Source organism: Citrobacter sp. UYEF32, from assembly GCF_040546205.1.
Classification (GTDB): domain Bacteria; phylum Pseudomonadota; class Gammaproteobacteria; order Enterobacterales; family Enterobacteriaceae; genus Phytobacter; species Phytobacter diazotrophicus.
On record NZ_JBEPNI010000006.1, the window covers coordinates 326554 to 339479 of the forward strand.

The window sequence follows — 12926 nt, forward strand, 5'->3', positions numbered from 1 at the left end:
TAATGCCCGCTGTGTATTCCCCTTGTCGCAAAAAGCCATTCGCACTACTGTATTTTTACTAAACAGAGGACACCCCATGCCGAACTGGTTTGCAAGCGGCGGCGCCGATTACGCCCGCTATCGCCCGGAATATCCCGCAGTCTTGCTGGATTACCTGCTTTCAATAACGCCGGAACATCACCATGCGCTGGATGTCGGTTGCGGTACGGGCCAGTTGACTACGTTACTGGCCTCAGCCTTCGATAAGGTGACGGGGATTGATCCCAGCCAGACGCAAATCGACAACGCGACACCTCATGCCCGCATTACATATCTGCAAGGCCCGGCGGAGCAGCTTCCGCAAGCGCTACGCGATATCAATCTGATTACCGTCGCCCAGGCGGCGCACTGGTTTGATTTACCGGCCTTTTACCGGGAAGTCCGGCGGGTTGCGGCGCCGAATGCGGTGATTGCGATTATCAGCTACGGCGTGCTCAACCCTGACGAGACCCTCCGGGCGCGCGTTCGTCAATTCTACTATGACGAAATTGGCCCCTACTGGCCCCCGGAAAGGCAACGGGTGGATAACGGTTATGCGGACATCGCCTTCCCCTTTACGGAAATTCCCGTCCCGGAAATGGCGATTCGTTTGCAGTGGGATCTCGACGCCTTGATGGGCTATCTCTCCACCTGGTCTGCGGTGAAGCGTGCACGTGACGCCGGGCAGGAGGGGCTGTTAACCCGCTTTTACGACGACGTACGCGACCTCTGGGGCGACCCGGTACAAACGCGGACCTTTATATGGCCGATTAACATCAGAGCCGGGAAAATCGGGTAATTTTCCGGCGCGGGAATTCGGGAGATGGCGGACTGAGAGTGTCATGTCAGGCGGTGCGACTGTTATTACTGCTTTTCACTGTATCGCTTAGCTCTCGCCTTCTGCTGGTGGATAAAATCTTCAAGGGAGCGGTCGGGCCGTTCGGCAAACTGTTTCCCGGTTAAGGTCACGGCCTGGCAGCGATCGAGGCGGAAACAGCGATAATCCTGACGCAACGTGCACCAGGCCACCAGTACCCATACTTCTCCCCAGAACGACAGGCCCAGCGGATGAACCGCCCGCTCAGAACCTTCACCCTGCTCGTTCTCATAACGGATCCAGACCTCATCGCGCTGGCGCATGGCCTGATGGAAAACATCAAACCAGCGCCGCGTCTGTGGGTACTTGCCAAAGTCCGGGGTCAGGATGCGGTTTCGTTCGGCCAGGATGCGCCGGTCTGTCGGCAGTACCGCCAGCAGCTTTTCCTGTGCCGAACCCGCCGCTTTAGCCAGTGTGTCGCCGCTCCAGGTTTGCAGCATGCCAATCGCGGCAATCAGCGCTTCCACTTCCATACCGGTGAACATCAGCGGGGGAATATCAAACCCCGGCATCAGGCGATAGCCGCTCCCTGCCTCGCCCTGAATGGGCACACCGGACAGCGACAGATCGCGAATGTCCCGATAAACGGTACGCTCTGACACCTCCAGCCTCTCCGCCAGCAGAGCGGCCGTGACCCGACGGCGTGTACGCAGGATCTGGACTATCTGGAACAGACGATCGGCACGGCGGCTCATGGCAAATTTCCTGTCAGTGGTCGGTTAATGTTGTCAGGCTGGTTGATGCAGCCCGACTTTATTCCCTTCACTGTCAATGATAAGTGCGATGGTGCCAATATCATCCGGTAAAATTTCTGGCCCGAAGCAGCAGGTGCCGCCTTTTTCCGCCACTTTTTTGAGGGACGCGGCGATATCTGCGGTGTAGAGATAGACCACGGTGCCGTTTGCGGAAGGTTGTAACGCCTCAGATTTTACCAGCGCCCCGCCGATTGCAGGCTCCTGATAATGAAAGACCGCCATCGACATACCGGCGACATGCTCCTGACGAAATTGCGCGTCGATGCAATGTTCATAAAACGCGGTTGCCCGTTGCAGGTCCTGAACCGGAATCTCAAACCAGTTGATAACGTTGCTCATTTTCTTGCCCTCGTTGTGTTTTCGACAACGAGATAATGGCACCCCCCTCCTGACAGCATAGTGTCAGGAGTGATCGGCGGGGGAGAGAAATTCCCGGAGGCGGTGCTGCGGGGATTGTAAAGGGGAACGGAACCCACCTCCCGAGCCGCATATTCCCCTCACCCCAACCCTCTCCCCGGGGGAGAGGGAGAAAACCGGTCGTAGCCCGGGTAAGGCGTCAGCCGCCACCCGGGGGAGGGGCTTACCGCATGGTGACAAACTCTTCTGCCGCCGTTGGGTGAATCGCCACGGTATTGTCGAAGTCCTTCTTGGTGGCTCCCATTTTCAGGGCGACCGCGAAGCCTTGCAGAATTTCATCCATCCCGAAACCGATGCCGTGGATACCGACGATTTTCTCTTCCGGGCCAACGCAGACTAACTTCATGCGGCACGGCTGGCGGTGAGAGGTCACGGCGGTATACATCGCGGTAAACGACGATTTATACACTTTGACTTCGCTATCGCCATACTGCTCGCGCGCCTGCGGTTCGGTTAAACCCACGGTGCCGATCGGCGGATGGCTGAACACCACGGTCGGGATATTGCTGTAATCCAGATGCTCGTCCGGCTTGTTATTAAACAGGCGTTCAGACAGGCGACGGCCTGCGGCCACGGCGACAGGGGTCAGCTCAACCGCACCCGTGTTATCGCCGACAGCGTAAATACCCGGCACGGAGGTATTCTGGAATTTATCCACCACGATGAAACCTTTCTCGTCGGTTTTCACCCCGGTGACGTCCAGATTGAAGGTGTCGTTCGCCGGTTCACGACCAATCGCCCAAATCAGGCAATCCACTGTCTGGCTGCGTCCATCGTCCAGCTCCAGCGTCAGGCTGCCGTCGGCGTTTTTCACCACGGCTTTGGGGACTGCCTGGGTATGTAGCGTCGGGCCTTCGGCGGCCATCACCTCAACCAGCGTTTCACTGATCATCGGATCGAAACTGCGCAGCGGAGAGTGCTTACGCACGAACAGATGCGCTTCTGCGCCCAGCCCGTTAATCACCCCGGCCAGTTCAACGGCGATATAGCCGGCACCGACCACCGCCACGCGTTTAGGCAGCGCGGGCAGGGCAAAGAAACCGTCGGAGTCGATACCGTATTCTGCACCCGGAATTTTCGGGTGGCTCGGGCGACCACCGGTTGCGATCAGGATGTGATCGGCGGTGATCGTCTCGCCATTAACCTCGACAGTCTTCGCGTCAATAAAGCGGGCGAAACCACGAATCACATCGACATTGTTTTTACCCAGCACGTTGTCATACGAGGTGTGGATACGGTCAATGTAGGCCGTGCGGCTGGCAACCAGTTTATTCCAGTCGAAATGATTGACGGTGGTGTCGAAGCCGTAGTCCGGCCCGTACAGATCAATAGCCTCGCGGATTTGCGCCGCGTGCCACATCACTTTTTTCGGAACACAACCCACATTCACACAGGTGCCGCCAAGCTCTTTGGCTTCAATCAGCGCGCACTTCTGGCCGTACATGGCGGCACGGTTAATCGAGGCAATGCCACCGCTGCCACCGCCAATGGCGATATAGTCGTAATGTTTGCTCATGGTTAATTCCTTAGAGCCTATCCAATTAGGCTATTTTATTGGCCATTTTGGACCTGGGCAGTGCTCACAATCCTCACGTACTGCGTGTACGCTCCGGTTGTTCCGCGCTGTCCGTGTCCAAACTCGCTGCAACAATGTACGCCTACTGGGTAGGCTCTTAATCCTGAACGAGGTCGAAAGTGTCGCGATTGTAACGCGCAGCCAGCAAGGTTCCTTCGATTGCTGCGATTACTCGGGAACAATCCAGTTAACGAGGGTGTGGCCTGTTCCGGCGGGCACCAGTTTACTGTGCAGCCACGGCAGCACGTTATTCATCTGTGCTTCTAATTTCCACGGCGGGTTAACCACGATCATACCGGAGGCGGTCATCCCGCGCTGGTCGCTGTCCGGGCGTACCGCCAGCTCAATCTGCAGAATTTTACGAATGCCCGTTGCTTCCAGGTCATGCACCATACGTTTGATTTGCTGGCGCAGCACCACCGGGTACCACAGAGCATAGGTGCCGGTTGCAAAGCGCTTGTAGCCCTCGCTAATGCCGGATACCACCGCCTGATAATCGGTTTTTATTTCATACGGCGGGTCTATCAGCACCAGGCCGCGACGGGAAACTGGCGGCAGTTTGGCTTTCAACTGCTGGTAGCCATCGGCACGCTCAACGCGGGCACGTTCGTCTTTCTGGAACTCCTGACGCAGCAATGGATAGTCGCTCGGATGCAACTCTGTCAGGAACAGGCTGTCCTGCTCGCGCAACAACTGACGGGCAATCAGCGGCGAGCCTAGGTAGTAACGCAGCGTCTCGTTGCGGTTAAAGTGGCGCAGCACGCTCATGTACGGCTCCAGCTCAGCCGGAATATCGTCTTGTTGCCAGATGCGTCCAATCCCTTCCAGATACTCCCCGGTGCGTTCGGCATGTTCGCCGGAAAGCTGATAGCGGCCCGCGCCCGCGTGGGTATCGAGATAGAGAAACGGTTTCTCTTTTTCTTTGAGCGCTTCAATGATCAGGCTCTGAACGGTGTGTTTGAGAACGTCGGCATGGTTGCCTGCGTGGAAGCTGTGGCGATAACTGAGCATGGAGATAGAAATTCCAGAATATGAACGAGATTAGCCACAGTTTACCGTAGATTGCGCGGGAATGTCGTTGAACCCTGCGGTTGTTTCAGGCAGTCGTAAAACGTTTCAAAATTTATCCCTGTCACAAAAGCGTCAACTTACAGGGCTAGCGTCGAGCGCAGGCAAGGTAATCGTTTGAATAAAAGGATAAAAAATGAAAATCCGTTTAACGCTGTTAACTGTCTCACTGCTGCTTGCTCATCAGGCGATGGCGAAAGATGTGCCGCTCTCTACTGCGCACGACATTGCCAATACCACCACGCCGGCCTCGGAAAGCCAGGCGTTTGATAGCCTGGAAAACCAGTCTCTGGCCGCGCTGCGTGCTGCGCTAAAAGGGGACGGCGCAAAGGTGGAGCGTGAGCACCTGGAAAAAGCGTCGCAAAGTGCAAAACAGGCCGACACCGCCTGGTTGAAAGCCAGCGGCTATGATTTCAAAGTAAAAGATAACCAGCAGGCCGGCATTGAATTGCTCTCCTCGTTCAACAAGCTGCCTGCTCCTGTACTGGATGCCAACCTGAAAACCGTTGAGACGATTAATCTCGATGCCACCCAGGGGCTGCGCCATCAGGCGCTGGCGGATGCAGAAGGTATCAGCTACTTGTACTTCCTGTCCGACGCGCTCGGTCCGCGTCTGGGTAAAGCGTTTCTTGACGCCTATGACAAGAGAGAACTGGGCAAAGCGGCTGCTCTAATTAAAGCCAGCGAAGTTAGCACCGGCGCGGCGAAGAAGCACTTCGACTACAAGCGTCCGTTCCTTATTCAGGGCAACACCATTCACCAGGTCCCGGATGATGTGGTGGTGAAAGACAACAAACCGTACTCCGCCGATGGCGGTTCCTTCCCAAGCGGCCATACCAATACCGGTTACACCGATGCGCTGTTGATGGCGGAGATGATCCCGGAGCGCTTTGATTCGCTGGTGGAGCGCGGTGCCCGCTATGGCTATTCCCGCATCGTGCTGGGCGTACACTACCCGCTGGATGTGATGGGTTCAAGAATGGTGGCCCAGCGTAACGTGGCGCATTACCTCAACGATCCGGCGTACCGCAAGCTGTTCAACGAAGCGCGCGATCAGTTGCGTACGGCGCTGGAGAAAGAGTGCGGTGCGTCGCTTGCGGAGTGTGCGAAAACGGCGGGGAAAGACGATCCGTACCGCGATCCGGCGATGAAAGAATTTTACCGCTTTACCATGACCTACGACCTGCCGCAGCAAAAAGGGAAAACGCAGCCGGTGAAAGTACCGGAAGGGGCGGAAGTGCTGCTGGAGGCGGCGCTGCCAAACCTGTCAGCGACAGCGCGGCGCGAGTTGATGGTGAAAACCGCACTGCCAGACGGTTACCCGCTTTCTGGCGAAACTGCCGATCAGAACTTCTGGCAGCGCCTGAATCTGCCTGCGGCTTATGCCCTGGCGCATAAAGCGAAGTAAGTTTTGACAACGGTGCGGGCGTTGCCTGCACCGTATTGGTAATCAGAGGCTAAAAGCGGTCAGCTCGCGCACGCTGGCGGCAGGGTTAGCGCGTTTAACCGCCTCCAGGAAATCGGCAAAGTCGGTGTTAAACAGGGTGTAGTTATGGCGGAATCTTGCCTGCTTCATCTGCCCGTCAGTCATGTAAGTCACTATCCAGAAAGAACGATTATTCACTTTGATATTGTCGCGCTCGATCTTTGTTATCGCGCTCAGTGGAACAGATTTTTTCACATCAAGCTGAACTTCATAGAAGTACCCTTCATCGAAATAATAATCCGTGGGTAATAGCTGCCCCCCTTTACCCGGCCGAAAGGTTTTGGTGGTGATGGATATCTTTCGTAACCCATGATTGGCTTGTGTGTCGTTTTTTCGATGTCGCCATTTTGGAAACACAAGTATCAGCCCGATAAGCGCCAGTAGCGGCAGTATTGTCATAATGAAATTCAACATGCGGTCTCCTTTTCGCCGTTGTGATGAGTATACGCCCTGTACGACGGTTCTTATTACTTTGATTTCATAGCGGAAACGACATCGTATGTGCAAATGGGTATTGCAGCGATAAGCAGTTCAGCGCAACGCCTGCCATTGAAATCCTCTACACTTAACCCCATGCTACAACGTTATGCAGAGCGCCGGATCGTGCGCTTCACTCACTCTCTTTAACAGGACAGGACTGCGCTTATGACCAATCCATTACTCACGCGTTTCGAATTACCGCCGTTTTCAAAAATCCTGCCTGAACACGTCGTGCCTGCCGTGACGAAAGCGCTGGATGATTGCCGTACCGCGGTGGAAAGCGTGGTAGCCCATGGTGCGCCGTACACCTGGGAAAATCTGTGCCAGCCGCTGGCGGAAGTGGACGATGTGCTGGGGCGTCTGTTCTCCCCGGTGAGCCATTTGAATTCTGTGAAAAACAGCCCGGAACTGCGTGAAGCCTATGAGCAGACGCTGCCGCTGCTGTCGGAATACAGCACTTGGGTTGGGCAACATGAAGGTCTGTACAACGCCTACCGCGACTTACGCAATGGCGATCACTACGCCACCCTGAGCGTTGCGCAGAAGAAATCTGTCGATAACGCCCTGCGTGATTTCGAACTGTCCGGTATTGGCCTCGAAAAAGAGAAACAAAAACGCTACGGCGAAATCGCCGCGCGCCTGTCCGAACTGGGCAATCAGTACAGCAACAATGTGCTCGATGCGACCATGGGCTGGACGAAACTGGTGACCGACGAAGCGGAGCTGGCGGGTATGCCGGAAAGCGCGCTGGCCGCTGCTAAAGCGCAGGCCGAAGCCAAAGAACAAGAAGGTTACCTGCTGACGCTGGATATTCCGAGCTATCTGCCGGTGATGACTTACTGCGATAACCAGCCGCTGCGCGAAGAGATGTATCGCGCTTACAGCACTCGCGCCTCTGACCAGGGGCCGAACGCTGGCAAATGGGATAACAGCCCGGTGATGGCGGAAATTCTCGCCCTGCGTCACGAGTTGGCCCAACTGCTCGGTTTTGAAAGCTATGCCTATAAATCGCTGGCGACCAAAATGGCGGAAAACCCGGCGCAGGTACTCGACTTCCTGACCGATCTCGCCAAACGCGCCCGTCCGCAGGGTGAAAGAGAGCTGGCGCAACTGCGTGCGTTCGCCAAAAAAGAGTTTGGTGTGGATGAGCTGCAACCGTGGGATATCGCTTACTACAGCGAAAAACAGAAGCAGCATCTGTACAGCATTAGCGACGAACAGTTGCGCCCGTACTTCCCGGAAAACAAAGCGGTAAGCGGCCTGTTTGAAGTGGTGAAACGGATTTACGGTATTACCGCGAAAGAGCGTCATGATGTCGATGTCTGGCATCCGGATGTGCGTTTCTTTGAGCTGTATGACGAAAGCAATGAACTGCGCGGTAGTTTCTATCTTGACCTCTACGCCCGTGAGCACAAACGCGGCGGCGCGTGGATGGATGACTGTGTTGGGCAAATGCGCCTGGCAGACGGTTCGCTGCAAAAACCAGTGGCCTACCTTACCTGTAACTTCAACCGTCCGGTCAGCGGCAAACCGGCGCTGTTCACCCATGATGAAGTGATTACCCTGTTCCACGAATTTGGTCACGGTCTGCATCATATGCTGACCCGTATCGAAACGCCGGGGGTTGCTGGTATCAGCGGTGTGCCATGGGATGCGGTCGAACTGCCGAGCCAGTTTATGGAAAACTGGTGCTGGGAGCCGGAAGCGCTGGCATTTATCTCGGGTCATTATGAAACGGGCGAGCCGCTGCCACAGGATCTGCTGGATAAAATGTTGGCCGCGAAAAACTACCAGGCGGCGCTGTTTATCCTGCGCCAGCTAGAGTTCGGCCTGTTCGATTTCCGCCTGCACGCCGAGTTTAGCCCGGAGCAGGGGGCCAAAATCCTCGACACGCTGTTTGAAATTAAAAAACAGGTTGCCGTGGTGCCAAGCCCGACATGGGGCCGCTTCCCGCACGCGTTCAGCCATATCTTTGCAGGGGGCTACGCCGCAGGGTATTACAGCTACCTGTGGGCGGATGTGCTGGCGGCAGATGCCTACTCACGCTTTGAAGAAGAGGGGATTTTCAACCGCGAAACCGGACAGTCGTTCCTCGACAATATTCTGACCCGTGGTGGTTCCGAAGAGCCGATGGAGCTGTTCAAGCGTTTCCGTGGCCGTGAGCCGCAACTGGATGCGATGCTGGAGCATTATGGTATCGAAGGCTAATCCCCGTCATACTTCAAGCTGCATGTGCGTTGGCGACGTTTGCTCACCCCAGTCACTTACTCTTGTAAGCTCCTGGGATTCACGCACTTGCCGCCTTCCTGCCGCTTGAATTATTTAGGGTTTATGTAGTGAAAATCTGTTTGATAGATGAAACAGGCGCCGGAGACGGCGCCTTATCTGTTCTTGCGTCCCGCTGGGGCCTGGAACATGACGAAAATAACCTGATGGCGCTGGTGCTTACACCGTCGCATCTGGAACTGCGCAAACGCGATGAGCCGAAGCTCGGCGGTATTTTTGTCGATTTCGTGGGTGGGGCGATGGCCCATCGGCGTAAATTTGGCGGTGGGCGCGGCGAGGCTGTGGCGAAGGCCGTTGGCATCAAGGGCGATTATCTGCCTGATGTGGTGGACGCGACGGCGGGACTGGGGCGTGATGCCTTTGTGCTGGCGTCAGTCGGCTGCCGGGTGCGGATGTTAGAGCGCAACCCGGTGGTTGCCGCACTGCTGGATGATGGCCTGGTGCGTGGCTACGCGGACCCGGAAATTGGCGCCTGGTTACAGGAGCGGTTGCAGTTGATTCATGCCTCCAGCCTGACCGGGCTGGCGGATATTACTCCGCGTCCGCAGGTGGTTTATCTCGATCCGATGTTTCCGCATAAGCAAAAAAGCGCGCTGGTGAAGAAAGAGATGCGGGTGTTCCAGTCGTTGGTGGGGCCGGATCTGGACGCGGATGGCCTGCTGGGGCCCGCGCGTCAACTGGCGACGAAACGTGTGGTGGTGAAGCGCCCGGATTATGCGCCACCGCTCGCCGATGTGGCGACCACCAATGCGGTGGTCACCAAGGGGCATCGGTTTGATATTTATTCCGGGACGCCGGAGTGAATTGGTGAGGGCAGTGCGGTCTGCTGCCCTCACCCTGGCCCTTTCTCATAGGGAGAGGGAACAGTTTAGTGCTTAGCGGTCTGGGGTTTTGTAGCCCGGACAAGGCGACAGCCGCCGTCCGGGACCCCTGGTGGCGCTGCGGGTACCGGGGCTACATGTAATTGCACAAGGCGGTTTTATCGGCCTTTGGCGGGGAAATCAGCGCCAGAAAATAAAACGCCCGCAGCAGCGGGCGTTAGCAGGCAAGAAAAGAGGGACGGTTATTCTTCGTCTTCATCTTTCAGCGGAACAATCAGCATGTCCACATGGACAGTATTGATGAGCTGACGTGCGGAGGACATCAGTTTGCTCCAGAAGTCCTGATGATGCCCGCAAACCACCAGATCCATATCGTATTTCTTAATGGCATCTACCAGTACCTGCCCCAAATCACCGCTACCGCTTAAGGTCTCCGTGATCGGATAGCCCGCGTTGGTAGACAGTTCGGTCAGCGCATGGTGTGTCTCATCAGAGATACGTTTTTGCATATCGCCCAGGTTAACGTCGATAAGACCGGTGTAGAGATCAGAATAATTTACATCGACATGAATCAGTGACACCTTCGCGTTATAAGGCCGCGCCATGGATACTGCTTTTTCGACCAGCAATTTGCTTTCAGGAGAAAGATCGACTGCGATGAGAATGTGTTTGTAAGCCATAGTGTTACTCCTTCCATAAGTTGTCGATGACCATAGGGTTACTCACCCCTGACACAGCACTGTTTCCCGCGTCCTGCGTACCACCTGCACGGGTAGCGCCCGGCCTTAAGCATTTCATTTTATACTCTTCGTACTTTACGCCGCAGATGCGTTGGCTACGTTCGTTTATCCCATCGCACGGTCTTCTATGCTCAGGGGATTCATTCTCTTGCCGCCTTCCTGCAACCCGAATTACGTAGAGTGTGGGAATATTTCTACCTTATAACTCTGTGAAGTTATCGTCAATCTGCCTGGATCACGATTCACTTAACCAATATTTACAACCAGATGCACAAGATTGATTAACGTTGTGGCAAAAAAATAAACAAATCTCCTACACTATTTAATGAGCCGTTTGGATTTCAGTTTGTGATCTCGATCGGCTATTGGTAATACTCTTCACTGAATGACTTGGTTGATTATCTGGGAGCGGTAATCCCGGATCACGTTTCCGTGGGCGGTTCGCCGGGGGAGGAGATATGATCAGCACCGTCGCGCTGTTTTGGGCTTTGTGCATCGTTTGTGTGGTTAACATGGCGCGTTATTTTTCGTCATTGCGCGCATTGTTAGTGGTACTTCGTGGTTGTGACCCCTTGCTTTACCAGTACGTTGATGGCGGAGGCTTTTTTACCTCCCATGGACAACCCAGCAAGCAGATGCGTTTAGTCTGGTACATTTATGGCCAGCGCTATCGCGACCATCATGATGAAGAGTTTATTCGCCGCTGTGAGCGAGTACGCGGGCAGTTCATCTTAACCAGCGCGCTCTGTGGGCTGATTCTGGTGAGCCTGATTGCTCTGATGATTTGGCACTGAGCAAAAAAAAACGGGCCAGTTTCCTGACCCGTTTCGTTGTTAAATCAGCTTGAGGGCTAACCAGTAAAGCACGCCCGAAAGGATGATTGACGCCGGTAGGGTAAAGACCCAGGCCATCAAAATGCTGGTGACGGTTTTGCGTTGCAGACCGCCGCCATCGACGATCATCGTCCCTGCTACTGAGGACGAGAGTACGTGCGTGGTGGAGACGGGCATACCGGTATAGCTTGCCAGACCGATGGAGACTGCGGCAGTCATCTGTGCGGACATGCCCTGCGCGTAAGTCATGCCTTTCTTACCGATTTTTTCGCCGATGGTGGTCGCCACACGACGCCAGCCAATCATCGTACCCACACCTAACGCCAGCGCGACGGCCATGATAATCCAGATTGGCGCGTATTCAATGGTGCTCAGCATGTCGCTTTTTAGCTTCTTAAGCAGACGTTGGTCGTCGGCATTGACGTCAGGCTGCTTCGCGACCTGGTCGGTGATATCCGACAGACAAAGCATGATGCGACGCAACTGGCTGCGCTGCTCCACGCCGAGTTTGTCGTAGCTTTCAATCCCGGTCAGCATCTCTTTAGCACGATCCAGCGCGATAATGGCGCGGCTCGGATGACAGTGGAACTGTGCCGGTGTTGCCGCTGTTTCCGCAGGCGTCAGCGGTTGTTGCGCTACGCCCGTTGCCTTCTGCAGAAGTTCCGGATGCTGCTGGAAGTACACTTCTACGTTGTTCACCGCGTCACGGGTACGGGTGATGTCATAACCTGAGGCATTCATGTTAACCACGAAGCCCGCAGGTGCGACGCCAATCAGTACCAGCATGATCAGACCAATCCCTTTCTGACCATCGTTCGCGCCGTGAGAGAAGCTCACGCCAATAGCAGAAAGAATCAGCGCGATACGCGTCCAGAAAGGCGGCTTTCTTTTGCCGTCTTGCTTTTCACGCTCTGCTGGCGTCAGGTGGATACGCGCGCGCTTTTTACTGCCACTCCAGAACCGACGCAGCAGGAACACCAGCCCGCCCGCGAAAATCAGGCCAACAATTGGCGAGACAATCAGGGAGGCAAAAATGTTCAGCACTTTTGGAATGTTAAGCGCATCCACTACCGAGGTGCCGGACATCAGGGCATTGGTTAAACCAATACCGATAATCGCGCCAATCAGGGTGTGGGAGCTGGATGCAGGTAAGCCGAGATACCAGGTACCGAGGTTCCAGATGATCGCGGCCAGCAACATAGAGAAGACCATCGCAAGGCCATGTGCTGAACTGACGTTAAGCAGCAAATCGGTCGGTAGCATATGCACAATCGCATAGGCCACGCTTAACCCACCCAGCAGTACGCCGAAGAAGTTAAATACCGCTGCCATAACAACAGCCAACTGTGAGCGCATAGCGCGGGTATAGATAACCGTTGCCACTGCGTTCGCCGTGTCGTGGAAGCCATTGATCGCTTCGTAGAACAGAACAAAACCCAGAGCAAGCAAAAGTAACAGCCCGGTATGGAGATCCAGACCGGCAAATAAATGTAGCATAGGACGTTACGCCATTTTGAGGACATGAACGCGGCGCATTATCAGGGAGTTTGGCAGCATCGGCAAAGTGAA

General features: G+C 55.2%; 12 protein-coding genes. 5 read left to right on the top strand and 7 right to left on the bottom strand.

Translation table 11 applies throughout. The annotated features are described in order from the left end of the window. Positions 1-76: 76 nt before the first annotated feature. Positions 77-817 (top strand): class I SAM-dependent methyltransferase, encoded by a 741-nt coding sequence (locus ABIB59_RS18965; RefSeq protein ID WP_354036582.1) that lies wholly within the window; start codon positions 77-79, stop codon positions 815-817. A 65-nt stretch (positions 818-882) separates the two neighbouring features. Here ABIB59_RS18965 and ABIB59_RS18970 read toward each other — a convergent pair whose 3' ends face one another. The 4 genes from ABIB59_RS18970 to ABIB59_RS18985 all read right to left on the bottom strand — a co-directional run bounded on the left by ABIB59_RS18970 (position 883) and on the right by ABIB59_RS18985 (position 4654). Then, complete coding sequence (locus tag ABIB59_RS18970; RefSeq protein ID WP_039080252.1) at positions 883-1590, bottom strand: helix-turn-helix transcriptional regulator; 708 nt, start codon at positions 1588-1590, stop codon at positions 883-885. Positions 1591-1623: 33 nt separating this feature from the next. Continuing rightward, on the bottom strand, positions 1624-1989 hold the full coding sequence (locus tag ABIB59_RS18975; protein WP_039080253.1) for a VOC family protein: 366 nt from the start codon (positions 1987-1989) through the stop codon (positions 1624-1626). Between the two features lie 241 nt (positions 1990-2230). After that, on the bottom strand, positions 2231-3583 hold the full coding sequence (gene gorA / locus ABIB59_RS18980; protein ID WP_039080270.1) for a glutathione-disulfide reductase: 1353 nt from the start codon (positions 3581-3583) through the stop codon (positions 2231-2233). A gap of 228 nt (positions 3584-3811) precedes the next feature. Further along, complete coding sequence (locus tag ABIB59_RS18985) at positions 3812-4654, bottom strand: 23S rRNA (adenine(2030)-N(6))-methyltransferase RlmJ (RefSeq protein WP_354036585.1); 843 nt, start codon at positions 4652-4654, stop codon at positions 3812-3814. 193 nt (positions 4655-4847) lie between these two features. Here ABIB59_RS18985 and ABIB59_RS18990 point away from each other — a divergent pair, with 193 nt between their 5' ends. Continuing rightward, positions 4848-6119: an acid phosphatase gene (locus tag ABIB59_RS18990; protein ID WP_354036587.1), complete on the top strand. Its 1272-nt coding sequence runs from the start codon at positions 4848-4850 to the stop codon at positions 6117-6119. Between the two features lie 42 nt (positions 6120-6161). Here the strand turns inward: ABIB59_RS18990 and ABIB59_RS18995 are convergent, their stop codons facing one another. Then, entirely contained in the window at positions 6162-6611 is a 450-nt protein-coding gene (locus ABIB59_RS18995; protein ID WP_052249309.1) for a hypothetical protein, read from the bottom strand. A gap of 231 nt (positions 6612-6842) precedes the next feature. On the opposite strand from ABIB59_RS18995, the gene prlC reads away from it, so the two are divergent. Both prlC and rsmJ read left to right on the top strand, forming a co-directional pair. Further along, on the top strand, positions 6843-8885 hold the full coding sequence (gene prlC / locus ABIB59_RS19000) for an oligopeptidase A (RefSeq protein ID WP_041851282.1): 2043 nt from the start codon (positions 6843-6845) through the stop codon (positions 8883-8885). A gap of 128 nt (positions 8886-9013) precedes the next feature. After that, positions 9014-9766 carry a 16S rRNA (guanine(1516)-N(2))-methyltransferase RsmJ gene (rsmJ, locus tag ABIB59_RS19005; protein WP_354036589.1) on the top strand — a complete coding sequence of 251 codons (753 nt, stop codon included), beginning with the start codon at positions 9014-9016 and terminating at the stop codon, positions 9764-9766. 260 nt (positions 9767-10026) lie between these two features. Here the strand turns inward: rsmJ and uspA are convergent, their stop codons facing one another. After that, positions 10027-10464, bottom strand: a complete 438-nt coding sequence (uspA, locus tag ABIB59_RS19010; protein ID WP_041851284.1) for a universal stress protein UspA — start codon at positions 10462-10464, stop codon at positions 10027-10029. 518 nt (positions 10465-10982) lie between these two features. Between uspA and uspB the strand changes: the two genes are divergently transcribed. Next, positions 10983-11318, top strand: a complete 336-nt coding sequence (gene uspB / locus ABIB59_RS19015) for a universal stress protein UspB (protein WP_041851285.1) — start codon at positions 10983-10985, stop codon at positions 11316-11318. Positions 11319-11357: 39 nt separating this feature from the next. Here uspB and pitA read toward each other — a convergent pair whose 3' ends face one another. Next, entirely contained in the window at positions 11358-12854 is a 1497-nt protein-coding gene (gene pitA / locus ABIB59_RS19020) for an inorganic phosphate transporter PitA (protein ID WP_041851286.1), read from the bottom strand. Between the last annotated feature and the right edge of the window lie 72 nt (positions 12855-12926).